General features: G+C 45.2%; 18 protein-coding genes. All 18 read left to right on the top strand.

Going from position 1 to position 24,589, the window contains the following annotated elements; genetic code table 11:
* Positions 1–21 precede the first annotated feature (21 nt).
* Entirely contained in the window at positions 22–1,242 is a 1,221-nt protein-coding gene (locus SVI_RS01395) for a type II secretion system F family protein (protein WP_013049575.1), read from the top strand.
* Positions 1,243–1,987: 745 nt separating this feature from the next.
* Positions 1,988–2,503, top strand: a complete 516-nt coding sequence (locus SVI_RS01400) for a hypothetical protein (protein ID WP_013049577.1) — start codon at positions 1,988–1,990, stop codon at positions 2,501–2,503.
* A 133-nt stretch (positions 2,504–2,636) separates the two neighbouring features.
* Positions 2,637–3,269: a pilus assembly FimT family protein gene (locus tag SVI_RS01405; RefSeq protein ID WP_013049578.1), complete on the top strand. Its 633-nt coding sequence runs from the start codon at positions 2,637–2,639 to the stop codon at positions 3,267–3,269.
* A 96-nt stretch (positions 3,270–3,365) separates the two neighbouring features.
* Positions 3,366–3,881 (top strand): type II secretion system protein, encoded by a 516-nt coding sequence (locus tag SVI_RS01410; protein WP_013049579.1) that lies wholly within the window; start codon positions 3,366–3,368, stop codon positions 3,879–3,881.
* 14 nt (positions 3,882–3,895) lie between these two features.
* The gene (locus tag SVI_RS01415; RefSeq protein ID WP_013049580.1) at positions 3,896–4,396 is read left to right on the top strand and encodes a prepilin-type N-terminal cleavage/methylation domain-containing protein; all 501 of its coding nucleotides are present in this window, start codon (positions 3,896–3,898) and stop codon (positions 4,394–4,396) included.
* Between the two features lie 229 nt (positions 4,397–4,625).
* Positions 4,626–5,123, top strand: a complete 498-nt coding sequence (locus SVI_RS01420; RefSeq protein ID WP_041419561.1) for a pilus assembly FimT family protein — start codon at positions 4,626–4,628, stop codon at positions 5,121–5,123.
* Positions 5,124–5,324: 201 nt separating this feature from the next.
* Positions 5,325–5,783 carry a type II secretion system protein gene (locus SVI_RS01425; protein ID WP_041419562.1) on the top strand — a complete coding sequence of 153 codons (459 nt, stop codon included), beginning with the start codon at positions 5,325–5,327 and terminating at the stop codon, positions 5,781–5,783.
* Positions 5,773–6,348 (top strand): type II secretion system protein, encoded by a 576-nt coding sequence (locus SVI_RS01430; protein ID WP_013049583.1) that lies wholly within the window; start codon positions 5,773–5,775, stop codon positions 6,346–6,348. The genes SVI_RS01425 and SVI_RS01430 overlap by 11 nt, the downstream gene beginning before the upstream one ends.
* Complete coding sequence (locus tag SVI_RS01435; protein ID WP_013049584.1) at positions 6,348–7,169, top strand: PilW family protein; 822 nt, start codon at positions 6,348–6,350, stop codon at positions 7,167–7,169. Before SVI_RS01430 ends, SVI_RS01435 begins: the two co-directional genes overlap by 1 nt.
* Entirely contained in the window at positions 7,159–7,650 is a 492-nt protein-coding gene (locus SVI_RS01440; protein ID WP_041419563.1) for a hypothetical protein, read from the top strand. The genes SVI_RS01435 and SVI_RS01440 overlap by 11 nt, the downstream gene beginning before the upstream one ends.
* A complete protein-coding gene (locus SVI_RS01445; protein WP_013049586.1) occupies positions 7,643–12,082 on the top strand; it encodes a DUF6701 domain-containing protein in 4,440 nt (1,479 codons plus the stop codon). The genes SVI_RS01440 and SVI_RS01445 overlap by 8 nt, the downstream gene beginning before the upstream one ends.
* Positions 12,083–12,542: 460 nt before the next feature.
* Positions 12,543–15,419, top strand: a complete 2,877-nt coding sequence (locus tag SVI_RS01450; protein WP_013049587.1) for a DUF6701 domain-containing protein — start codon at positions 12,543–12,545, stop codon at positions 15,417–15,419.
* A 383-nt stretch (positions 15,420–15,802) separates the two neighbouring features.
* The gene (locus SVI_RS01455) at positions 15,803–16,852 is read left to right on the top strand and encodes a rod shape-determining protein (protein WP_013049588.1); all 1,050 of its coding nucleotides are present in this window, start codon (positions 15,803–15,805) and stop codon (positions 16,850–16,852) included.
* A 135-nt stretch (positions 16,853–16,987) separates the two neighbouring features.
* Positions 16,988–17,899, top strand: coding sequence for a rod shape-determining protein MreC (gene mreC, locus SVI_RS01460; protein WP_013049589.1), 912 nt, complete (start codon positions 16,988–16,990; stop codon positions 17,897–17,899).
* Positions 17,896–18,384, top strand: coding sequence for a rod shape-determining protein MreD (mreD, locus tag SVI_RS01465; protein WP_013049590.1), 489 nt, complete (start codon positions 17,896–17,898; stop codon positions 18,382–18,384). The genes mreC and mreD overlap by 4 nt, the downstream gene beginning before the upstream one ends.
* Positions 18,385–18,386: 2 nt before the next feature.
* Positions 18,387–18,983 (top strand): Maf family protein, encoded by a 597-nt coding sequence (locus tag SVI_RS01470; protein WP_013049591.1) that lies wholly within the window; start codon positions 18,387–18,389, stop codon positions 18,981–18,983.
* A 56-nt stretch (positions 18,984–19,039) separates the two neighbouring features.
* Positions 19,040–20,542: a ribonuclease G gene (rng, locus tag SVI_RS01475; RefSeq protein ID WP_013049592.1), complete on the top strand. Its 1,503-nt coding sequence runs from the start codon at positions 19,040–19,042 to the stop codon at positions 20,540–20,542.
* Positions 20,542–24,582 carry a YhdP family protein gene (locus tag SVI_RS01480; RefSeq protein ID WP_013049593.1) on the top strand — a complete coding sequence of 1,347 codons (4,041 nt, stop codon included), beginning with the start codon at positions 20,542–20,544 and terminating at the stop codon, positions 24,580–24,582. The genes rng and SVI_RS01480 overlap by 1 nt, the downstream gene beginning before the upstream one ends.
* Positions 24,583–24,589 lie beyond the last annotated feature (7 nt).

The following is a 24,589-nucleotide window of genomic DNA, read 5'->3' on the forward strand; positions in this document are numbered from 1 at the left end:
CATGAGGGTGGAAATTAATTAATGCCAGTCTACAAATACCGAGGGCGTGATGCCCAGGGGCAGCAAGTTACAGGGGTGGTCGATGCGACCTCTGAGAGTGCGGCTGCAGATCAGCTAATGTCTCGTGCGGTTATTCCACTAGAACTCATTGAGGCTAAGGAGAAACAAGATTTCTCTCTGGCAGCATTGTTTAAAGCTAAGGTAAGCCTTTCCGAACTGCAGATTTTTAGCCGACAGATGTATTCTTTGACTCGTTCCGGCATCCCTATTTTGCGCGCCATAGCTGGCTTGTCAGAAACGACACATTCTCAGCGTATGCGAGATGCCCTCAACGATATTTCCGAGCAATTAACCGCCGGTCGTCCCTTATCTTCGGCAATGAATCATCACCAAGATGTGTTCGATGCGCTGTTCGTCTCTATGGTTCATGTAGGAGAGAACACAGGTAAGCTCGAAGATGCATTTATGCAGTTATCGGGTTATATCGAACGGGAGCAGGAGACCAGACGCCGGATTAAAGCCGCTATGCGTTATCCGATATTTGTCTTGATAGCCATCACCATAGCCATGGTGATCCTCAACATCATGGTTATCCCTAAATTTGCCGATATGTTTTCTCGTTTTGGTGCCGATCTGCCCTGGGCGACCAAGCTGTTAATCGGCACTTCTAGCCTATTTGTAAACTATTGGCCAGCCATGTTGGTCGGTGTAATAGGGGGCTTTATCGGTATTCGATACTGGCACAGCACGGAGAAAGGTGAGAAGCAGTGGGATAAATGGAAGCTACATATTCCTGCCGTTGGCAGCATCATAGAGCGCTCTACCTTATCTAGATACTGTCGTAGTTTTTCTATGATGCTTAGCGCCGGGGTACCCATGACCCAAGCCTTAAGTCTAGTGGCTGATTCCGTAGATAACGCCTACATGCATGATCGAATCGTCGCCATGCGCCGGGGAATAGAATCTGGTGATTCCATGTTACGAGTATCGAATCAAAGCCAATTGTTCACTCCTCTGGTGTTGCAGATGGTTGCAGTTGGAGAGGAAACGGGTCAGATAGACCAGCTGCTCAACGATGCTGCCGATTTTTACGAAGGTGAAGTGGATTACGATCTTAAAAACCTCACAGCTAAACTCGAGCCGATCTTAATCGGCTTCGTGGCGGGAATCGTATTGATACTAGCGCTAGGTATTTACCTGCCAATGTGGGATATGCTCAATGTTGTCAAGGGAGGAAATTAGGGCTAGGGCTGGTATATACCTGGCTATATGGTGGGATATGCTCAATGTAGTCAAGGGCGGGAATTAGACTTTTATAGGCAGAGTAAAGCTGGTATTTACCTGGCCATATGGTGGGACATGCTCAATGTTGTGAAGGGCGGGAATTAGACTTTTATAGGCAGAGTAAAGCTGGTATTTACCTGACCATATGGTGGGATATGCTCAATGTAGTCAAGGGCGGGAATTAGACTTTTATAGCCAGAGTAAAGCAGGTATTTACCTGACTCTATGGTGGGACATGCTTAACCTAGTCAAAGCTGGGAATTAAGGCGGGGAGTTAGGGCTAGAGCTGGTATTTACCTGACTCGATGGTGAGATATGCTCAATGTAGTGAAGGGCGGGAATTAGACTTTTATAGGCAGAGTAAAGCTGGTATTTACCTGGCTATATGGTGGGATATGCTCAATGTAGTCAAGGGCGGGAATTAGACTTTGTTTAGCCAGAGTAAGCAGGTATTTACCTGACTCTATGGTGGGATATGCTCAACCTTGTGAAGGGAGGGGATTTGGCTTTGTTTAGTCAGAGTAAAGCAGGTATTTCCCTTTTTCTAATGCTGGGTAATGTTCAAGACCGTCAAGACCGTCAAGACCGTCAAGATTGAAAGTAAGTGATAGTCATCAATAGTTAGGTTAAAACCTTGTCATGTGGTCAATAGTGAGAAATAGATGAAGCTAGTTAATTTTCCGCATAAAGAAGGAAAAACCTAATGCTGAGTCAGCAGAAAGCCGATGGAGAGTTATTGGGGCTATTTAGCAAGATGATAGCTATCGTTTTACTGCTCGCCTTGCTAGCTATTTTAGGCTTTAGGTATTTTGGTTCGGTGAATAACATAGCTGCTCAGGGGTTGAGGGTCGATCATACCCGCTTGCTAAATGTGTTGGGAATGATAAAGGGCAAGTGGTTGGCACAGGGGAGGCCTAAGCAGATGATGCTAGATTGGGATACTGGTTTTTCGATAAGTGCCGACAGCCAGTCAAGTCAAACAATATCAGCTATGAACTTGGTTAAAATGAGTTCAGGAGGTTGGCCACTGCCTAATAAACGAGATTCTACCGGTTGTGAACAACTTTGGTATAAGTTACTTGGTCCGGACACCATGTCTCAACAATTTGTATCGTCAATTAGCCCTGGTGGAAATGTTTGTAATTATATTGTTATCGATTCCGGGCGTATGAGTTATCAGTTGGCGACTGGGTATGTAAATTTTTTGACTAATGACTAATAATAGAGCAAATATTGGCGTTTCATAGTTTTCTAAAATTCTTCGAACTGTTAGAATTGTAAGGTGTTATGTGTGGCTTGTGTGGGTGAACAGGTTGAAAATCAAATAAAAGGTTAATTTAAAAGGTCTAATTATGAGTAACTCTCGAAGTCGTCAACAAGGTTTCTCTTTAATAGAGCTTGTGATCGTGATTGTGATTCTTGGTTTGCTTGCCGCAACCGCTATCCCACGTTTTCTCAATGTCACCGAGGACGCACAAGATGCCAGTTTAGATGGTGTCTCTGGTGGTCTTGCTACCGCAGTTGGTTTTGTTCGTGCTCAGTGGGAAGTCGATGGCCGTAGTAACAGTACTGTGATTCTTGATGGAACAAGTCTATCTCTCGACACTCGCTTTGGTTATCCAACGGGTATGGTAACCAGTGGCGGTGATTCTGGCCTCGGTAATACGAGTGCTACCGCTATGACAGATGTGTCTTGTCAGGAAGTATTTAAATATATTCTTCAGAGTGCACCGCGGAATGTGGTCTATACAGCAGACGCCCGTAACCAAAGATATACAGCTCGTATGTTAGAAGGTGTAGGTAGCACGGCAACTGATCTCAATGGTAATACGGTTAATGGTATCGATCTATGTGTATATCATCAGGTGGCATCTCTAGTATTAAATCAAACTACGGGTGTCCCCACGCCAATACCTGCTCTTGATGTGAGTAAAGGTATTACCTATAACCCAGCTACAGGTACTGTGGTTAGTTTTACTAACTAGAGCGAGTAGATGAGCTTAGCTAATTTAGAGCTATAAATAATTTATGTTCGCTGCTTAAAGTGGCGATTGGAACAAAGTAAAAAGGGTAGTAGATATATGAAGCAACAAAATGGTTTTACGCTAATTGAATTAGTGGTAGTTATTATCATTCTAGGTATTTTGGCAGTAACTGCAGCACCTAAGTTTATTAACTTACAGAGTGATGCACGTGAGTCGACACTTCAAGGTATGAAGGGAGCGATACAAGGTGCAAATAGTTTAATCTTTGCTAAAGCCGCATTAGCTGGAGATGAGTCAAAAGCGGGTTCGACAGATGTAAATATAGGCACTACGGCTAGCCCGATCAATGTATCAACCACATTCGGTTATATGACTGCAGAAGAAACAGCATTTGAATTGGGTATGGATGCAGGCTTTGTTGCTAAGGGCGGTACTCCTCAAAATGGAACAGAGGACTGGATTGTTGATGAATCTGGAACTCCAGGCTCTAGTGGCACTATGGTTATATATCAGCGTGGCGCGCCTAATGGCACAAATACTTGCCAATTGACTTATAAAGAAGCTACATCAACGACCTTGCCAACGATGGTTATTGTTGATACTGGTTGTTAGAAGGATTAGATAAAATGAAAAAGCAAAATGGTTTTACCTTAATAGAGCTTGTTGTCGTTATAATTATCTTGGGTATTCTTGCTGTTACGGCTGCACCTAAATTTATTAACCTCCAAGGTGATGCAAGAGAATCTACGTTAAATGGATTTAGAGGGGCATTGCAAGGAGCTAATAGCCTAGTGTTTTCAAAAGCTGCTATAGCTGGTGAAGAACGTATCGCTGATGGTACTGCATGGGCCGCTAATACTGGAAACACTGCTGGTGTAGATATTGGCACTGCAGAAGCGATTAAAACAGTTTTTGGTTATATTCCAGCAAGTTCAGCGGCTCTTGCTAATGCAATGGATGTAGATCTGACAGAATGGGTCATTACTGGATCTGGACCTTTAGTAATCAGCCCTAAAGATGCGCCAACTGCTACCTGTCACTTTACGTATACTGAAGCAACTACTAACAGTGCCCCGACATATACCCTATATACTCCGGGTAACAATGACGATCCATTTGCTTGTTAATTGTTTAGTCATAAAAAAGGCCTGCTAAGCAGGCCTTTTTTGTATCAGATTTTTAGGCTGCTAAAGCTTGCTCATTTTTTAGATAATGACTATATGAATATCTCTATAGTTTTCCGGTATTAACTATTTATCCCCCCACTTTAAATGTTACCTTAGTGTTAATAATTACTTTCTTTAGCTAGAATTAATCAATACGGCATGGATGCTTGATAACTGGAGCGGATGCGATATGAATAATATGAAGCAGCAAGGTTTTACCTTAATTGAGTTGGTCGTGGTGATCATTATCTTGGGTATTTTAGCGGTTACGGCAGCGCCTAAGTTTATTAACCTTCAGGGGGATGCTCGTCTTTCGACACTGAATGGATTTAAAGGCGCGCTACAAGGTGCTAATTCCTTGGTCTACTCAAAAGCTGCACTGGGTGGCGATGAAAAGATTGAATCTGGTGATTGGGCTAATAATGATGGTGTTGATATTGGTACCGGTACCTTAGCTCAGACCAACCTTGGCTATCTACAAGCAGATATAGATGAGATAACCAATGCAATGGATGTTGATGCTGATGATTGGCAGCTTGATGCTTCCGTCACAGGTGAATTAAAGGTTGCACCAGTAAACGCACCAGCAGAAACCTGTCATTTTGTCTATGTTGAAGCGAGTGAAACCACGACTCCGACTTATAAGCTTTATACTCCGACAGGAAATGACGATCCCTTTGCCTGCTAATGGACTCTTTTTAAGAAAAGTCCTGCTCTGCAGGCCTTTGCTATTTTAGCTTCGCCAACTTTTAATTGAGCTAATTCGTCTTTCGGTAACACAGGCGCTAAAATTTAAGCTGATAGCTATTATACATATAAAATCTCACGGTTTTTTGTCATACTTAGAGTTAAATCTCTTGTGGTAAATGGTTACAGCTTAGATATGCGAATGATGCAAAATACAGGCTTTACTCTGATAGAGCTAGTCACCACCATTTTGTTAATTGCCATCCTCTCCGTGGTGGCCTTGCCACGTCTGATGACCAGCTCCAGTTACAGTGCCTTTACCTTACGAGATGAGTTTATCAGTGAGCTACGCAAGGCCCAGCTGATGGCAATGAATAACCAAGATAGCTGTTTTCAAGTCAATGTTGATGAGAATGGCTATCAACTGCACAGTTTCAGCAATAATACTTGTACTGGTACCAGTCGCACCGAGGCAATGCAGACTTTTGCTGGTGGAGCGAGTTTGACTACACGCCCGCCTGATGCGAACCACACCTTTAATGTGAAGTTTGATGTTAAAGGTGTCACCAATATGGGGTGTAGTGGCCCATGCATCAACGTGATTGCCGATGAGACCTTGGTCATAAATATCGAGAGTGAGGGGTATATTCATGGCCGTTAACTCGTTCAAGAAAACCAAGGCATTAGCTCACTTATCTCATAAGTCTAAAGGCTTTACTCTTATTGAGCTGGTTGTCGGCATGGTGGTTCTCAGCATCGCCTTAGTTTTACTTACCAGCATGCTGTTTCCTCAGGCCGATCGCGCCGCCGAGACCTTACACCGTGTACGTTCGGCTGAGCTGGCTCATTCACTACTCAATGAGATCTGGAGTAAGCGTTATGATCAAAATACTAATCCTAACGGTGGTGTGCCTGCATGTGGTGCGAGCGCAAGGCCTGATTTAGGCTTACCTGCCGGCTTACCTTGTACACCAAAAAATGACCTAGGCCCTGATGGCGAGAACCGTAATGCCTTTAATGATGTCGATGATTATGATGGCTTAGTTCTGTCGAGTAATATGCTTAATTCAGATAATACTTATGCGAGTGAATACCCTAACTATCAACTAGCTGTCAGTGTTACTTATCTGGACTTACCGAGTTTAAACAGAAAACTAATTACCATATCTGTGACGACCCCTAGTAATGAAGTGATCACTTACAATGCCGCACGGAGTAATTACTGATGCGCTCTGCAAGAGGATATAAGTCATCAGGCTTTACATTGGTTGAGATGGTGACAGTCATTATCATCCTTGGGGTCATGATGCTTGGAGTCAGTAGTTTCGTCATCATAGGTACACGTATCTTCGTCGACTCGACCTCGGTGGATCAGGTCTTGAGTCAGAGCCGTTTCGTCATAGAGCGGATGACGCGTGAGATACGCAATGCAGTCCCTAATAGTCTGCGTGTGACGGAAAATCCAGTCTCGTTCCAGTGCATTGAATTCGTGCCTATTCAGGCTAGTGCTTCATATCTGGATTTACCCATATCCCCTGGTGTTGCTAGTGAGACAGGGATAGTAATGACACCATCTCAAGGAATTAATCTAGAGCATAGAATGTTGGTCTATCCACTGCAAATAAGCCATATTTACTCTGCGACCCCAACGGCGAGCGAGGGTAGGTTATTTGATATTGATGAATACGATGATACGACCAATACAGTCACCTTCGATCACGCAGTACGTTTTAGCGAGGCGTCGCCAAGAAGTCGTTTCTTTATGGTGGACCAGGCGGTGAGCTACTGCTTTTTTGCCAATGGCAATATCAGACGTTATACCGGCTATGACATGTTCAATGACGACCAGCCAACGCCGACAGATATGGGAGGCGATGCAAGCAGCGCATTGATGGCTGAGAATGTAGTGATAGATGGCAGCTGGCCCATACTCTATACCCCAGGAACCTTGATCAATAATGCCGTGGTGCAGCTCACGCCACAGTTTGAAGTTAATGAACAAGAGTTTCAATATCAACATCAGGTGCAGGTGGTCAATGTCCCCTAATATGAATCAAGATACTCATAAAACCTTTCGAGGCCTTGCAAGTCGGCCCTTACTTAGAGGCGGGATGGCTAAGCAGCAGGGCAGTGCCTTGGTGATAGGTGTTTTTGTTATCACAGTGATGTTCTTGATGGCATCGGCCTTAATTAATATACTCGAAGACGCCGATGAACAGGTTAATTTAGAAGTGTGGGGCATACGTGCGTTAGCGGCGGCGAACTCAGGTGCAGATAGTGCACTGGCTCTATTATTTCCTTTGGATGCTTCGGCTGCGACTTGTGATGCAAGCAGTCAGTGGCTTGTCCCCGATGTACCAGGTTTTCATGCTTGTATTGTTGAGCTGACCTGTGTTGATACCCAGGTTGATACGGTACATCACTATCGAATAACCAGCACAGCGACCTGTGAAACTGGCAATTGCACAGACAATAACGCTAATTGTCTGCGGGTAAACCGTCAGGTGGAGGTTGAAGCCCGTGATTGATACTTTAATGTTCAGGGGAAGACAAGTCACCCAGAGGATACTCATCCTGGTGCTGCTGATGGGGTCTGGCTTATTACCTGCGTACGCTGCTGACTGGACGGCTACCTTTATCGAAGGGGTAAACTCATATAGCCGTGATGGTGAAATAGAGTTTAATGGTACAGCCAAATTATATAACTCCTCCCAGACAGGTTTCTTACCTTCATTCGATGTCGAAGAAGATGAGAGATCTTGTGTACCTCCTAACCAGAATACTAAAAGGTGTAAAAGTGGTGGGTATACCGCAAGATTACCCCTTGATCGAATTCCATTTAATCAGTGCCGCTCCACAAGTGACAATGATATAGGTCCCCCAGATTTTTTTAACCCTGAGATTGAGCTTGTTGCTGGAGAATATGGTGATGTAGTTTTGAGTGGCGGTACAAATAACAAAATTACTTTTACCACAAGTGAGGGTATCTATAAGCTTAAATCTTTGAAAGCTACCAATGGCATACTTGAGTTAGCTGCGGGCCAATATTGGATTGAGTCGTTACAGATAAATAGCGGGGTGCGGATTATTTTCCCTCCTACTGGAACTGTGAGCTTCTTTGTTCGAGATGATTATACTCATCTTAATTCGAGCCTTGCCTATAGTGCGGCCCAATTTCTTTTGTATGCATATAGCGATGTGACCATTTCTGGTGATGTATATTTCAGAGGCTTTGTGGTGGCTGAGGACGAGTTTGAGCTAAACGGTGGTGCCATGCTCGAAGGCGGGGTGACTGCAGATGAAATCTCTTTAGGAAATAGTAGTTGGATCTATTTTAATGATACAGCGGCTTCGATAAATGTTGTTCCTGACTGTGATGTTGAACCTGTATTACCGGTTGTGCCACTACAATGTCCTGCCGGGCAAGATGGAGTAGCAGGTATTACATATCGAAGTTATGACGCTACAAGCTGGAAGCCAGGGCAAAATATCAGCCCAGTCGATCATAATGACTTCAATAACCTTATAGATACAGTAAAAAGCACCACTAACCAATTAGGCGAATCCATTGAATCCCAAGTCGAAGGCTATGGCTACGATATAAATCCTCACTCGAGTCAGGGGGATCGCTATGCTGGTATCTTCGAAGGTTATCTGGATGTGCCAGAAACAGGTAATTATATCTTTGGGATAGATGGTGATGATGCGATCGAACTTCTGATTGATGGCCAGCTTGTTGTGGGTTTTTACGGATTGCATGGTCAATGTGGTAGGCCTTGTGAAACCGGGGATATCGCATTAGCCCAAGGCACCCATAAAATAGAGATGCGTTTCCATGAGGCGACCGGGGCTGAAGCTTATCATCTCTATTGGCAGCCGCCTTCAGCAACCAGTCTTGTAAAAGTACCAGAAAACGCCTATCTGACTTGTCCTTTGCCGCAATTTGAATTTGGTCGAGTCACCTTGAGTGGCGGCAGTGCTGTGATTAATTTTGAGAATAGCTACGCTAGCGCGCCTGTGATTATCTTGATGCCAAGCTTAGACGGGGCTAATCCTACCCAGGATGGCCCAGCGACTGTGAGGCTAGTATCCAGCGGCGCCGCTACGGCTTCTATCGAACAAAATGAACCGCCAGGCAATAAAGTGTCTGCAGATGATATGTCTGAAGTCGATTACTTTATTATGGAGCCAGGATATCGTTTCTTAGCGCGAGGCAAGGCGCTGCAAGCGGGTAAGCTGGTGACAAATAAATATCAGGGGAAACGACTTCCAGCTGCGGGGCGAGGTTATGAAAACATTAGTTTCAGCCACAAGTTTGGTGCTAAGCCAGCTATGGTCGGGCAAACGTTATCGAGACATAATAATCGTTTTATCACCACAGTAATCAACAATGTTAGCTCACAAGGTGATAACTTTGATATCGCTATCGAAGCATCTGAAGTGCTTGGTTCGATTAATCAAGATGAAACCTTAGGTTATGTGGCTGGGCTAGGCTCAGGCTCCATGGAGATAAATGGTGAGGCTGTCTTGTATGAGTTTGATTATGCAAAAAATCACGGTGATAGTTACCGTACCCGCACCTTACTTCAACAGTGTGCTTATCAGACGAATTATCAAAATACTTATACCAGTCAGCCCTATGTAATAGCTAGTAAAAACTCACATAAAGGCGGCGATGGCGGCTGGGTCAGACGCTGTCGTCATTCAGTATTTAACAATACTGTCAGTTTTGCAGTGGATGAAGATCAACAAAGTAATACCGAGCGAAATCACCTGGCTGAAGATATTGGTTATTTTGCCTTTGAGGCCGTTCCTGAGCCGCCAGTGACGAACCATTATCGTATCGAGTTCTCTTCGGGGGCTATTAGCTGTGCGGCAAAGAATATTATTATTCGTGCTTGTGATGATGGTAATTGCACCACTGAAACATCTGTTTTATCAAGTGTCGATTTGACCAAAAACGGTAACCTATACAGCAAGGTTGATTTCACTGGACATACTGTTCCTGGGGTTGAACTCTGGCATGGGGATGGTGGTTCGGTACTCGTTGGCCTTGTGGCTGAAAATTCCTCGGCTTCGTATCGTTGTTTCATCGATGGGCAAGAGGTTGATACAGACAAGTGCAAACTAGATTATCAAGATACGGGTTTTTACTTTGATGTGCCCAACACTAGTTCTTGCAAGGACACGGCTAACTTTGAATTATTTGCCGTCAAAAAGGACTCTCAGACGCAAGAATGTGTACCACTTTTCAGTAATCAAACTAAAGCCATCGATTTTAATTTTGAGTACAAAATACCTAGCTCAGTTAATAACGAGGCTTCGCTGACCCTTAGTAGTTTGAATGGGTCGAGGGATGATGTAAGCATTGCAGGTGGCGCGACAGAGAGCTTAGATGTACGCTTCGATAAGGACGGCAAAGCCGTGTTACAAGCAAATTACCCTGAAGCCGGGGTAGTCAGGTTAAAAGCATCTCACACCCTAAGGGTGAATACTCCTAATGGTACCGAAGAGCTGCTACTTGAATATGCAGATGATTTTACTGCCGCGCCTGCTGGCTTTCATTTCTTTAATACCAGTAGCAATAAGACTTGTAGTAGCGGCGACCCCTATAATGCTAGCTGTGATGTGCTTGCTAAAGCTGGTGAAAATTTTGAAATGGGAATGAAGGCAGTTTGTTGGGAGTCTGATAGCGACAACGATTTTAGCAATAACACAGCGCTACAAAACTTTAAGTTAGACGATATAGCAATCACAGCCAAAGTAGATCAGCCATCGGCAGGTAGTGATGGTAGCTTTGGGTATTCTTCAATTAACTTTGAGCTTAATACCGGGGAAACTGCGGCAATTCTAGAGCAAAGTTGGAACGAGGTGGGAACTGTGACTGCGGAACTCACTCAAGATTTAAATTATCACGGGGTTACCATTCCCCAAGATAAGTCGAGTAGCGAAGTCTTTGGTCGTTTTACGCCTGCTTATTTGGAAATAACTGGAAATACACCCGAAGTTTCGCTCTCATGTAGTAGCTTTACCTATATGGATCAGCCTTTTAGTTTCTTATCTGGAACAGAGCCTAAGATACAAGTCATTGGGAAGTCCACCTCTACAAGTGTCACCAGTAATTACCAAATAGATCCATGGTGGCGCTATAAAGACAAAGAGTCTTCTGAACAGAACCTATGGTCGGGTCGTACTTATAGCGACAATAGGGGTATTGCAATCCTTGATGACAAAGATGCACCAGATCTTTCGGGTAAAGTGCTGTTTTTGAGTGAGCCTGCTGCTGCCTACCTTGCTGGTGGTCAGGTTAATTATTTAAGAACGGCTTCGGCAGTTGCGCCATTCAATGCCCTGTTTAATCTAGACTTGCAAGCTGCTGATGTGACCGATGAGGATAATATTTGTTTCCAAGCTGATGCTAATTCACCCTGCATTGGCTTTACCTTTACCGATATTGGTAAAGATAAAAGTAGGCAACAACGCTATGGGCGTATGCTTGTTGAGAATGGCTATGGACCTGAGTCAGAGAGTCTACGTCTGCCGATTCGAGCTGAATATGTGAGTGCAGTGGGTGCGACTGGACCCACTTGGCTTATCAATAAAGAAGATCAGTGTTCTGTTTATGGTACAGCGTCTTCGGCGGATAACGGTGAGCTGATCACTACTGGTATCAATATGCAGCTTCCTGCCGGTTTCCCGTCGATCACGGCACATAATAACCCCCAATTAACTTCACAAAGCGGCTTAATACAAGCAGGTGTGAATCAGATCTATTTCACACCACCCAATGCACCAGCTGAAGCGCCGATTAAGCTTAAGCAACATGTAAAACCTTGGCTTAAATGGTATTGGAACTATGATGGCAATAACGCCAATGATTTATATGACCCTAGAGCCAGTGCCTTCTTCGGTACTTATCGTGGCAATGACAAGGTGATCTCTTGGCGGGAGGTTAACTAGCTTCCAAGAGATTGCTAATTCTTTAACCTTATGGGTATAAAGAGTTAGCAAGCCTATTCTGTATTTGATACGTCCCATTAGCAAAATCTAGTCTGCTCCTGTTGGCCATTTTACTCGGCGAGCATAATCATCTGCCTTAAACTAGGCTTTCTAACTCAACTTTCTCCCCAAAAAAATTCTTCGTTAACCTCGTTTATTTCCATTTTTAGTCCTTGTACCTGTTTGTACCTATTCGTACCAATTGCTATGAAATAAAAAATTCACTTGAAGATGCGAATAAACCGACTAGTCTTGATATGGAGGAGAATAGCCTGTTTTATGCTAACTCTTCAGCGTGAAACACCCATATACGGAGTTAAATTTACCGAATAAATATGGGCTGCCATTATCAGGGAAGGTGATGCAGATAAGTTTAATTAGCGTATTGCTTATCTGTCACTAATCAAAGGAGTTGAACCTAGTGGCTTGTCGACCATTATTCTTGGTAGTACTTATCAGCTTAATCTCAGTATCGGTTTGTCTGGATGCCTATGCATTCGATGAGATCGATGAATCGCTTTATTTCCCCTCAGTTGTTCAAGGTCATCATGGCAATAATAACAATGTTTGCCATGGGGTTAACGATCCACAAATAAGGCAAAATGATTCTGCCAGAATTAACGATACGTTAGGTGAGAATTTAAAATACTGTAGTAACAATTCTGGCGATGGCTTACCAAATGATGGTTGTGATACAGCTTCGGGTGGAGATAGGTATTGTACTGTAACAGGTGGCGACATTCGTGGCTTACATACTAATGGTCAGAACTCGTTTAAGTATAGTCATGAGGCTGGTGGAGGGATAGACAACTGCTTGAACGGTGATACTTTCTTGCTTGGTGATGATGGCAATACCCAGTTTGGTAAAATTGTGGTTTACAATGCTTGTACCGTGACTTTTTCTGCTAATCATAGCGAGTATCGATTAAAGAATATTCTAGCTAGAAGCGGCGCAACAATCATTTTAGCTCCCGGTGATTATTTTGTAGAAGAGCTCAAGCTTGAATCAAACTGTCATATCCTTGCCCAGGGTGATGTGCGTATTTTTGTTAAATCAGCCATAGAGATCACAGGAGCTAAGATTAATGAGTCCGGTGGCGGCAATGTATTGTTATTTGGTTATGACAAGATGACTTTAAATGGCTCGACGATCATTAAGGCTAATCTTTATAGCGACAATCACATCTATATGAATGGTTCGAGTACACTCCACGGTCGAGTGACTTCGCGCTATTTAGAGATGAATAGTAACAGCGAAATACATGATCAAACTGCGACACCAAGTCTGCTCAGTCACTATCGAATCGAATTCTCATCGGGTGCCCTCAGGTGTACAGGTAAAGATATTAGCATCAAGGCTTGTGCTGATGCTGATTGCACTAATGAGCTGAGCGATCCTGTGAGTGTCGAGCTCACCAAGAGCGGTGATGTGTATAACAATAATGTGTTCTCGGGTAATACATCGACCCAGCTCTGGCATACGGCGGGCGACACTGTGACAGTAGGGCTTGGCAGCACGGCTCCTTCTGGGGCCTATTTTTGTTACATAGATGGCATAGAGGTCGCGAACTCTGACTGTACTCTGGATTATGCCGATGCCGGCTTCATTCTCAATATTCCCAATGAGTTATCGAACAAGCCTCAAGAAGATCTGGAGATCACTGCGGTGAAGATAAGTGAAACTAGCTCATTGTGTGTGCCAACGTTTCAGGGGGTGAGTAAAACAGTAAACTTTTGGAGTGACTATATCAGTCCGGATGAATCACAGAGGCCTGCCAGTATGTCAGTCTTTATCGATGATACTGCCCTTGGTCAATCTTATTCCGCTAAAACTCCCATAACTTTGGCGTTCGATGATACCGGTAAAGCCAGATTTAAGCTCAACTATGCCGATGCAGGAACGCTTGCGCTCAAGGTTAATTACGCCGGACTGGTAGGCGACGAAGATGAAATGCTGGAGATGGAAGGATCGGACACCTTTGCGCGTTACCCTGTAGGCCTATGCGTCAGTCCTGAAACTATTTGTGCTTCTGCTAATAAAGATTGCCCCGGGTTTAGAAAAGCGGGCGAAACGTTTGAATTATCGATTCGGGGCATGGCTTGGCAATCAGATGGTGATCTGGATTTCTGTGATAACTTGCCTACAGCCAATTATGTTCAATCTAATATCGACCTGTCTGCCGATCTTGTGGCCCCGGCTGAGGGTGTCGATGGCACAGTCGGGCTCTCTGTCTATGATCACACGGCTCAGAGTAACAGTCTTAATCTGCTGTCTCAGTCTATCGACGAGGTGGGAGTCTTCTCTTTTTCCGCAACACCACCGGCTGACTATTTAGCTGAAGGTATTTTAATCCCTAAAGCCTACAGCCAAGCCGTTGGGCGTTTCTTTCCCAATGATTTTAAGGTCTACGGATACGGCATCATGCCGGCTTGTATGGCTGGCTTGTACTCATATATGGATGAACCCTTTAGGCTAAACGTGTCTGTTCGAGCTAGAAACGTCGCAGGCGAAACTACAGAGAATTATTTCGATGATTTTGCCTCTAGCGTGGCATTTCTGGTGGCAGAAAATAACGGCAATGGTATTGATTTTCAGACTAGACTCTCTGGCATGCCCAGTTTGGACTGGAGTCAGCCGGCTCTCGGGGTGCAGGAGATCGATGACGACATTCTTTTTTCCAGGCGGCTCGATGGTATAGCCGATGGTCCTTATACTCTCTTGGATATAGGTCTAAGAATACTAGATGATGATGGGGTTTTGATTGACGATGCCGATATGAATGCGGCTACGGATGACATCTGTGCCATATCAAACTCTTGCAATGCCAAGCGCTTGTCGAGTCAGCGCCTGATACATGGTCGTATCGTCATGGAAAATGTTTATGGCTCGGAAGCTGAGACCTTAAGAATGCCGACTACGGCTCGATTTTGGGATGGTGATCTGTGGGCCGTGAATACGTTAGATAGTTGTACTAAGGTTATCGAGCCCGAACTCCCTGAGCCGACTCAAGTTGTTTATAGTCCTATACTCGATGGGGCCCAGCAGGTAAGCCGCACTAATGCTGCGGGTAATACTAGTGCTAGTGATTTTAGCACAGGACGATTTTCTCTAGGTTGGCAGTCAATAGTTTCGACGCCAAATCGTTACCGCGGCCAAGTCACCGCGCCCCTTGTGGTACCAAGTTGGCTGCAGTGGTATTGGCATAACGATGGGGATCTGTCAGATCCGCAAGCCAGTGCTTTCTTCGGTACTTATCGAGGTCATGATAAGGTGATCCACTGGCGAGAAGTGGAATAGATAGGCTAAAGAGGTGTTTTTAGGACAGCATCGGCCTGTTGGGAATGCGAAACGTTGGATGGTTAGCTAGCTCACTGGGCACAATAGTATCAATAAGCACTCGACCATTTTTGGCTTCTGGTTTATTTCAGACCTCAGTTGTTACTTTTCACCTTCACCTTCCGGTAAACGGGTTGGTGCACTCAAATGCCTTTTGTGCCACACTCGAAGGCGCTCGCCCTCTATAGGGTAAAGGACGGGCTTATTTCCCCTTTTTCTCTGATATTTAAAATAAATCGCTTCATTAGCAAATGTTAACCTCATCGCCCTTGTGTCGTAGAGGTGTCGTTGTTAAAGTTAGCTGATTTTTTATTTTTCGGACTCGACTGAGACAGGCTGGTTACATGTTCAAGAAGCTGCGTGGCATTTTTTCTAACGATCTTTCGATCGATTTGGGTACGGCTAACACCTTAATTTACGTTCGCGATGAAGGGATAGTACTTAACGAACCTTCAGTTGTGGCGATTCGTACAGAGCGAGGTAATGGCGGACAGAAGTCCGTGGCGGCTGTAGGTACAGAAGCTAAGCAGATGTTAGGGCGTACTCCAGGCAATATTCAGGCTATACGTCCAATGAAAGACGGCGTGATTGCCGATTTCTATGTGACTGAGAAGATGCTACAGCATTTTATCAAGCAAGTGCACAATAACAGTGTGTTCCGTCCAAGCCCTAGAGTCTTGGTCTGTGTGCCAGTTGGCGCGACACAGGTAGAACGTCGTGCAATTCGTGAATCTGCTATGGGCGCTGGCGCTCGTGAAGTTTACCTAATCGAAGAGCCAATGGCTGCTGCGATTGGTGCGGGTCTCCCAGTTTCAGAGCCTACGGGTTCTATGGTTGTGGATATCGGTGGTGGTACTACCGAAGTTGCAATCATCTCACTCAATGGTGTGGTGTATTCATCATCTGTTCGTATCGGTGGTGATAAGTTTGATGATGCAATCATCAATTATGTGCGTCGTAACTATGGTAGCCTGATTGGCGAGGCAACAGCCGAGCGCATCAAGCACACTATTGGTACTGCATATCCGGGCGATGAAGTGTTAGAGATTGAAGTGCGTGGCCGTAATTTGGCCGAAGGTGTACCGCGTAGCTTTACCCTTAACAGCAACGAGATTTTGGAAGCACTGCAAGAGCCACTATCTGGCATTGTTAGCGCTGTAATGGTTGCCCTAGAGCAATCTCCACCGGAATTAGCCTCAGATATCTCCGAGCGTGGCATGGTATTAACAGGTGGCGGCGCATTAATCCGCGATCTGGACCGTTTGCTAATGCAAGAATCCGGTATACCTGTAATGGTTGCCGATGACCCATTAACTTGTGTTGCTCGAGGTGGTGGTAAGGCGTTAGAGATGATCGATATGCATGGCGGCGATCTCTTCTCCGAAGAAAACTAATTGAGTCGGAATAAGGCGGTGTTATACCGCCTTATTTTTTGTTGCTCATTTTGTCGTTGCAGGTTGTTAATGCCTGATATTTTTTTATGACCCCTTGAATACTAATTAGTATTTCGAAATCATTTATAGTTTTTTATGAAGCCCATTTTTGCTCGTGGTATTTCAAACCAGTTTAGATTAACACTGGCTATTATTTTGTCGGTGATCCTCATTGTGGCTAATGGCCGGCTCGATCCTGTTCGTAAATCAATCTCTTCTGTTCTAAGCCCACTTCAATACATTGCCAATGTTCCCGGTACGTTTCTCGATTGGTCAGCCGAGAGTCTTGCGACTCGAGACATGCTCGCTAGACAGAACAAGGAGCTATTGCGTCAACAGCTGCTGATGAGTGAACGTCTGCAGCGTTTCGAACACCTAAGACAAGAAAACGAACGTCTGCGTGGCTTACTCGGTTCTCCAGTACATATGGATTCCAAGAAAGTGGTTGCCGAGGTGATGGAGGTCGCCAGCGATCCTTATCATCAATATGTGGTTATTAACCAAGGGGCGAGAACCGGCGTGTTTGTTGGCCAACCTGTGGTCGATGCACTGGGGGTTGTAGGCCAAATCGTACAAGTCAGCGAGCTAACCAGCCGAGTGCTGCTTATTTCAGATGTTACTCACGGTATTCCTGTGCGTATAACACGTAACGATGTGCGTCTAGTGGTGACGGGTACAGGTGTGCTTGATGAGTTAGAACTTAAATTTGTGTCTAAGAGCACAGATATTCGTGTTGGCGATCTCTTGGTATCTTCCGGGCTAGGTAAGCGTTTTCCTGAAGGTTATCCTGTGGCTCGGGTGATGAGTGTGATAAAAGATGATGGCCAGAGCTATGCCACTGTCACGGCTCAGCCATTGGCAGCATTAGATCGTATTCGATATTTACTGCTTATTTGGCCCGATAAATCCGAACGAAAGGAAGATCTTGTTCAGGACGTTTCGGTGCCGAAATCCAGTGAACAGAAGCCTGATGTGAACGCCGAAGCTAAGCAAGAGGTGAGCGAATGAGTATGCATATTGCTAATGGCCGCTGGGTGGTCTGGTTAAGCCTTCTCGGTGCCATGTTATTACAGATCATGCCCTTACCTGATGTCGTCGAGGCTTGGCGTCCTGACTGGTTGTTACTGGTTATCATCTATTGGGCTATGGCGTTACCCCATAGGTACAATATTCTGTCAGCCTTTGCATTAGGGGTGATGTTAGATATCTTGCTGGGAGCTCACTTAGGAATTCGTGCACTTTCCATGTCATTAGTTGTCTATGTGGTGGTACTTCATTTTCAGCGCTTGCGTAACTTCCCCATGTGGCAGCAGGCCTTGATGATCGCAAGTTTAGTCTGTTTGCATCATCTGGTGGTGTTTTGGGTTCAGTTTGTGGTGTCGACAGTCACATTCGATGAGAGCCTGTTTTTGCCTGCTATTTCTAGTTTGGTTATCTGGCCCTGGGTATTTTGGATGTTACGTCGTGTGCGACGTTTATATAAGGTGAGATAGATATGTCTTTTTCCGATCCTTTGGTGTTGGCTTCGGCCTCCCCGCGTAGAAAAGAGATACTGACCCAGTTAGGTTTTTCTCGTGCAGACTTTAGTTTTACGACCTTGTCGGCGGATATAGATGAGAGTCATATCTCAGGAGAGACACCGCAAGTGTTCGTGTCTCGTCTGGCCGTAGAAAAGGCCTTGGTCGGGCTGGACTTGTGTCGAGTCGAAGGCACTCCCCTTGTGCTTGGCTCAGACACAATAGTGATATTAGGTGATAAGATTTTAGGTAAGCCTGTCGATGAAGCCGATGCTCTGAAGATGCTGTCCCAGCTATCGGGTAAGGTGCATAGAGTGATGACAGCTGTCGCTTTAACCAATGGTAATAAGACGGTGACGCGCCTGGTTGAGACCAAGGTGCAATTTTGCCAGTTAAGCGAGCAGGATATTTTAGCCTATATTGCCACGGGCGAACCTATGGATAAGGCCGGAGCCTATGGTATTCAGGCCCTAGGTGGTAGTTTTGTTGAGCGTATAGACGGCAGTTATTCGGCTGTAGTGGGTTTACCTATGGTTGAGACCCGTGAGCTGCTGCAAGAGATGAACATTTTATAAAGTGATCTAGGCCCTAGAACCTAGAAACCAAAACCCTACTAAAAGTGAGTGTAAATATGAGTCGCATAGTCAAAAGCAAAGTACAGAAAAAGATTGGTTCTGAACTATTGATCAATGTGACCCCCACAGAAGCCAGGGTTGCCCTGGTTGAGCATGGTGTGCTGCAGGAAATTCATATCGAGAGACGAATGAAACGCGGCTTAGTGGGCAATATTTACAAGGGCAAGGTGAGTCGTGTCTTGCCTGGGATGCAGGCGGCATTTATAGACATAGGCTTAGACAAAGCGGCCTTCTTACATGCCTCTGACATAGTACCTCATACCGAGTGTGTTGCCGATGTAGAGAAGGGTAACTTCGTGGTACGAGATATCGCTCAGCTGGTAAGGCAAGGGCAAGATATCATGGTGCAAGTGGTGAAAGATCCATTAGGAACCAAAGGTGCCCGCCTGACTACGGATATAACCTTACCCTCTCGTTACCTAGTGTTTATGCCTGGTTCGAGTCATATCGGAGTTTCTCAGCGTATCGAGTCTGAGGAGGTTCGTGCTCGCTTGAAAGGATTAACTCAGCCTTTCGTCGATGAAGATGGCGGGTTTATCATTCGCACCGCTGCCGAGAGTGCCGGTGAGCAAGAGCTTGTCCAGGATGCCGCGTTTCTTCGTCGGGTTTGGGCCAAGGTCAGCGAGCGACGTAAGCGTCGGGGTGTTTCCCTGCTATATCAAGATCTAGCACTTCCTGTGCGTATTGTTCGTGATTTCGTTGGCACCGAGCTGGATCAGATCCGGGTCGATTCTAGTATGACCTTCGATGAGTTGCAGACATTTACTCAAGAGTTTATGCCCGAGATTGCCGACAAGATTGAACATTATTCAGGTCCTGCACCTATTTTCGATCTCTATGATGTTGAAAATGAAGTGCAGCGAGCATTAGGGCGCAAAGTTGAGCTGAAATCTGGTGGCTACCTGATCATAGATCAGACTGAAGCCATGACCACAGTGGATATCAACACAGGTGCTTTTGTCGGTCATAGAAATCTCGAAGATACCATCTTCAATACTAACCTAGAAGCGACTCAAGCCATCGCACGTCAGCTAAGGCTGCGTAATCTTGGTGGCATCATCATCATAGACTTTATCGATATGTTAGATGCTGATCATCAAAAACGTGTGCTCAATAGTCTGGAACTTGCACTATCTATGGATAGGGTTAAAACTAATATTAGTGGTTTCTCCGGTTTAGGTTTAGTAGAGATGACTCGTAAACGTACCCGAGAGAGTTTAGAGCATGTTGTGTGTGGAGAGTGCCCGATATGTTTAGGCACTGGGAGCTTAAAGACGGTAGAGACTGTGTCTTACGAGATCTTTAGAGAGATTATCAGACTCGACCGCAGCTATAAGGCGGATGAGTTTATAGTGTATTGCTCACCAGCTGTTCATCATAGTCTGACGGGTGATGATAGTCATCTAGTGGCAGAACTCGGCGTCTATATAGGTAAACGAGTTAAACTTAAAAATGAGCCTATGTATGCTCAGAATAAGTTCGATGTGGTAATAATGTAGTGTCCGGTAAATTTTGTCCTCGAAAGTTCAGTCGGTTCTGCTGGCAAATTTTAGCGAGCATTTTGGTGTTATTTGCACTGATGGTGAGCTTATTTCGTGGACTCTTGCCTCAACTCGATGAAGTCAGAAATGAGTTAGTCAAATATATCGATCAGCAATATCAGGTTAGGGTCAATGTTGGCCAACTGAGCGCCGAGTGGCAGGCTTTTGGGCCTGCCTTAACGGTAAAAAAACTCGTCATCCCTCCCCAAGAAAACCTGCCATTTACCTTAGTGGTTAATGATGTTCATATCAAACTCGACTTCTGGGAAAGCCTGTTCACGGCCTCACCACAAATTGAGAATGTGATTTTTGATGGCGTCTATGTAGCCCTGGATTTAGATAAACTGAATGAGAGCAAGGATGCCACTAGTGCTCAAGAGATGGATACCGACTGGCTGTATCGACTCTTATTAGAGCAGTTGGACCGCTTTTCTATTAAGCAGGCTAGCCTGCAACTTCTGAGCAAGAAACACAATTACCGCCCCATATTTGTCAAAGATCTTAAGTGGTTTAACTCTCCCAATCGTCATCGCGGTCAAGGCAAACTCTATCTCGACCAAGATGCGTCACAGGTGGAGTTATTGTCACTGCAAATTGATGTCCATGGTAGTGGTAATGAGCCTGACGAGCTTAAGGGGCAAGTCTACTTAGCTGCCCAGTCATTAGACTTGGGGAAGTGGGCTTCTAGACAGGTTAATCCCTACGATGATAAAGCTAAGCTGGAGTTAGAAGGGGTTATTAACCTAGAAGCTTGGATGAGCTTAGGAAACCGCTCGGTTGAATCGGGTCTTATCGAGTTTTCTCCTAGTTGGCTCGAATGGGATCTCAATGATCAAAAGCAACGTTTCGAGATCAAGGGCGGACAAATGGAGTGGTTGCCGACGAAAACCGGTTGGCGCTTCACTAGCCGGGATCTGGCTTTCGAGTCTAATCGGCAAGCTTGGCCCGACTTTCTTTTCGTTGCCGAGAAGAGAGAAGAGGACTTATTCACCTATGTTAATCGACTCGATATCGACTCACTATTACCTCTCTTACCCTTAGTACCTGGAATGGAATTAGCCGGTCTTAACCACTGGCAGAAGCTAGACCCCAAAGGTGAAATCGAGTCAATTAAACTGACTAAACTGAAGGACCTGGCTCCTCAGCTCTCTTTATCCTTTGATGATCTGGCTTGGTCACAAGATGGCGCAATACCGGCAAGCGAGTCCATAGATTTTCAACTCGGTTGGATGAATGAGTCTCTCTACCTTTCGGCGCCGAAACAAGATTACCGCTTAGATTTTGCTAGTGGATTCGAGGAACCCTTGTCTTTCTTGGGGGAAGCCTTCGAGGTTAAATATGATCTCGCCGCTGAGGCGATACTTGTTCCACAGCTGAAGCTGAGTAATCAAGATATTAGTATCGACACATCTGTGAGGCTAGGTCTTGGGGATCAAGTTCATCTGAATTTACTGTCAAAATTGAAGATCTATGATGTCGCCAATGTGGGTAATTACTTGCCTCTGGACGGCATGAGTCAAGGTCTGGTGGATTACCTCAACGCTGGACTTGTAGCAGGCCATATTCAAGATGGTGTCGTGGTGTGGAATGGTGCCTTGAGTGATTATCCATATGAAGATCATTCTGGAGTGTTTCAGGCCAGTTTCACCTTAGAAGATGCAGAGTTTAAGTTTCAGCCCGATTGGCCAGCAGTGGCCGACTTGCAACTGATGGCGAATTTTGACAATCAGGCTATGGCACTCACCATAAAGCGAGGTCATTTATTCGATGTGGTTGTAGATGGCGCACAGGTGAATATTCCTCAGATCGGAGCGAGATCGCTCCTAGAAGTTAAGGCTGAATTGAAGACCCAGGGCAAAGCTGCAACCCGAGTCATACAAGCCTCTCCACTGGCGGATTCAGTGGGTGAAACATTAGCCGTGGTACAGATTAATGGCAAGGTGTCGGCCTCATTGGAACTCGCCATTCCTCTGTATGAAGCCGAGGCGGGAGAGCTGGTTAAAGAAGATCTTCGTGGTGTAGTCACCTTCAATAAGACGCCTGTGTATATCAGCAAACCTGGGATATTACTCGACCAGGTGACAGGTCAGGTGAGTTTTAGCAATGACATAGTGACAGGAGATAATATCTCCGCCTTACTGTACCAGCAGCCCATCTCTTTGACGTTCGATACTGGGAGTCTTGGCAGAAATTACGGCCTCAATCTGGATATGAAGGGGGCGTGGTCACTTGCTGACTTACCAGCAGAGTTAGACAACCCATTACAAGATTTTTATTCCGGTGACGTTAACTGGAATGGCGCCATGACCTTAATCTTCGACCCATCAGGATATCGCATACAGGCTCAGGTCGAGACAGATTTGGTCGGTGCAGAACTGGCTCTGCCTGCGCCATTGACTAAAGCAAAAGATGAATCTAGAAAGCTTACGGCCGAGTTGATTGGCGACAATAAACAATCATCCCTAAGCATTAAGCTAGGTAAGCAGATGGAATTTTGGGGAGGATTCGGTCAAGAGTCGGGTAATCGTCTGGCTCATTATGATCTACTCTTGGGTCGCTTGTTTAAGCCTGGAGATCGGCTGAAAAAAGATCAGGGTCATCTGCAGTTAGATATAGACCACACTGAATTAGCCCCTTGGCTGCCCCTAATAAATAAGTTTGTCGTCGGGGCTAAGGTGAGTGACGGCGAGCAAGGCTCGAAAGCTAGAGTCGATATTCCCGGTGCGGCAGCTAAAGAGCTAGGTACACAGGAATCGTTTTTCCCGTCCTTGATAAGCTTAGATGCAAATATTGCTGACTTTAGTTTGATGGGGCAAAGCTTAACTGAATTGAAGATGACTGCCTATCCTACTCCCGACAGTTGGCGCTTCGAGGCCAGCTCTAATGAGTTTGACGGCAGAGTCGACTTTTATCCAGATTGGGCGAGCCAGGGGCTCAAATTGGTCGCTTCTAAGCTACATCTGGCGCCAAAAGTTAAGGCACCAAAAGATGCTGACTTTAGAGTCGATACCGTGTTGGACAACTTGCCTCCTATAGCCGTGGATGTAGATGACTTTTCTTTCTATGGCAGCTCTCTCGGACACTTGGTCTTTCAAGGTTCTCCGAAGGGCGACAGCTATCTAATTCAAACCTTGTCCTTAACCACTCCTGAGATAAAGTTGAGAGGTAAGGGGATTTGGTTGAATGATAATAACGAAAACCAAACTCAATTAGATATGAAATTAACAGCGAAAAAATTTGATGACATATCGGCAATAATTGGCCTAGATCCAGGTTTAAAGAATGCTCCTGTCGAAGTCAATGCCAAGATCTCCTGGCAAGGCGCGCCATATCAGTTTTCATTACCAAGCCTAAATGGCCAGCTGGAGTTCGAGTTAGGCAAGGGACATCTCTCCGAGGTCAGCGATAAAGGAGCCAGAATCTTCTCCCTATTTAGCCTGGATTCGTTACTGAGAAAGCTGACTCTGGATTTTTCAGATGTATTTGGCAAAGGCTTATATTTTGACTCTTTCACCGGCACCTTAGATATCGATAATGGTGTGGTTAAGACCCATGATACCGAGATGGATGCGGTTGCGGGTAAGGTGAAGGTTAGAGGCTATACCAACTTGATGTCGGAGAGCCTGAACTACGATATTCGATTCGTGCCTCAATTGGCATCGAGTGTGCCCACGGTTGTACTCTTGACCACAGGTGGTTGGACATTCGGCTTGGGAGCGTTAGCCCTGACTAAGGTGTTAGAGCCTGTGATTGAAGTGATTTCTGAGATACGCTTCCAGCTAACCGGTACCATGGCGGATCCTAAGCTGGAAGAGATAGGGCGCAAGAGTAAAGAGATAGAGATCCCCGAATCTGTGCTGCCTAGCGTTAAGGAGCCTCACCTTAATCAAGAGCCTCAGAAGAAACTGCAACTAGAGCAGCAACAACCAGATTCAGGCGTAGAAATACCCCTAACAAACGTGATACAGATGCCTATTTTAACAATAAGTGCGCCATAGATAAGGA

Origin of the sequence: Shewanella violacea DSS12 (assembly GCF_000091325.1) — a bacterium.
GTDB lineage: Bacteria > Pseudomonadota > Gammaproteobacteria > Enterobacterales > Shewanellaceae > Shewanella > Shewanella violacea.

What these genes read in the sequence shown, in the direction of transcription:
- SVI_RS01470 (WP_013049591.1), top strand. Translation starts at nt 18,387, where the DNA reads ATGTCTTTTTCCGATCCTTTGGTGTTGGCTTCGGCCTCCCCGCGTAGA.
- SVI_RS01400 (WP_013049577.1), top strand. Translation starts at nt 1,988, where the DNA reads ATGCTGAGTCAGCAGAAAGCCGATGGAGAGTTATTGGGGCTATTTAGC.
- SVI_RS01405 (WP_013049578.1), top strand. Translation starts at nt 2,637, where the DNA reads ATGAGTAACTCTCGAAGTCGTCAACAAGGTTTCTCTTTAATAGAGCTT.
- SVI_RS01415 (WP_013049580.1), top strand. Translation starts at nt 3,896, where the DNA reads ATGAAAAAGCAAAATGGTTTTACCTTAATAGAGCTTGTTGTCGTTATA.
- rng (WP_013049592.1), top strand. Translation starts at nt 19,040, where the DNA reads ATGAGTCGCATAGTCAAAAGCAAAGTACAGAAAAAGATTGGTTCTGAA.
- SVI_RS01420 (WP_041419561.1), top strand. Translation starts at nt 4,626, where the DNA reads ATGAATAATATGAAGCAGCAAGGTTTTACCTTAATTGAGTTGGTCGTG.
- mreD (WP_013049590.1), top strand. Translation starts at nt 17,896, where the DNA reads ATGAGTATGCATATTGCTAATGGCCGCTGGGTGGTCTGGTTAAGCCTT.
- mreC (WP_013049589.1), top strand. Translation starts at nt 16,988, where the DNA reads ATGAAGCCCATTTTTGCTCGTGGTATTTCAAACCAGTTTAGATTAACA.
- SVI_RS01435 (WP_013049584.1), top strand. Translation starts at nt 6,348, where the DNA reads ATGCGCTCTGCAAGAGGATATAAGTCATCAGGCTTTACATTGGTTGAG.
- SVI_RS01430 (WP_013049583.1), top strand. Translation starts at nt 5,773, where the DNA reads ATGGCCGTTAACTCGTTCAAGAAAACCAAGGCATTAGCTCACTTATCT.
- SVI_RS01425 (WP_041419562.1), top strand. Translation starts at nt 5,325, where the DNA reads ATGATGCAAAATACAGGCTTTACTCTGATAGAGCTAGTCACCACCATT.
- SVI_RS01395 (WP_013049575.1), top strand. Translation starts at nt 22, where the DNA reads ATGCCAGTCTACAAATACCGAGGGCGTGATGCCCAGGGGCAGCAAGTT.
- SVI_RS01455 (WP_013049588.1), top strand. Translation starts at nt 15,803, where the DNA reads ATGTTCAAGAAGCTGCGTGGCATTTTTTCTAACGATCTTTCGATCGAT.
- SVI_RS01440 (WP_041419563.1), top strand. Translation starts at nt 7,159, where the DNA reads ATGTCCCCTAATATGAATCAAGATACTCATAAAACCTTTCGAGGCCTT.
- SVI_RS01410 (WP_013049579.1), top strand. Translation starts at nt 3,366, where the DNA reads ATGAAGCAACAAAATGGTTTTACGCTAATTGAATTAGTGGTAGTTATT.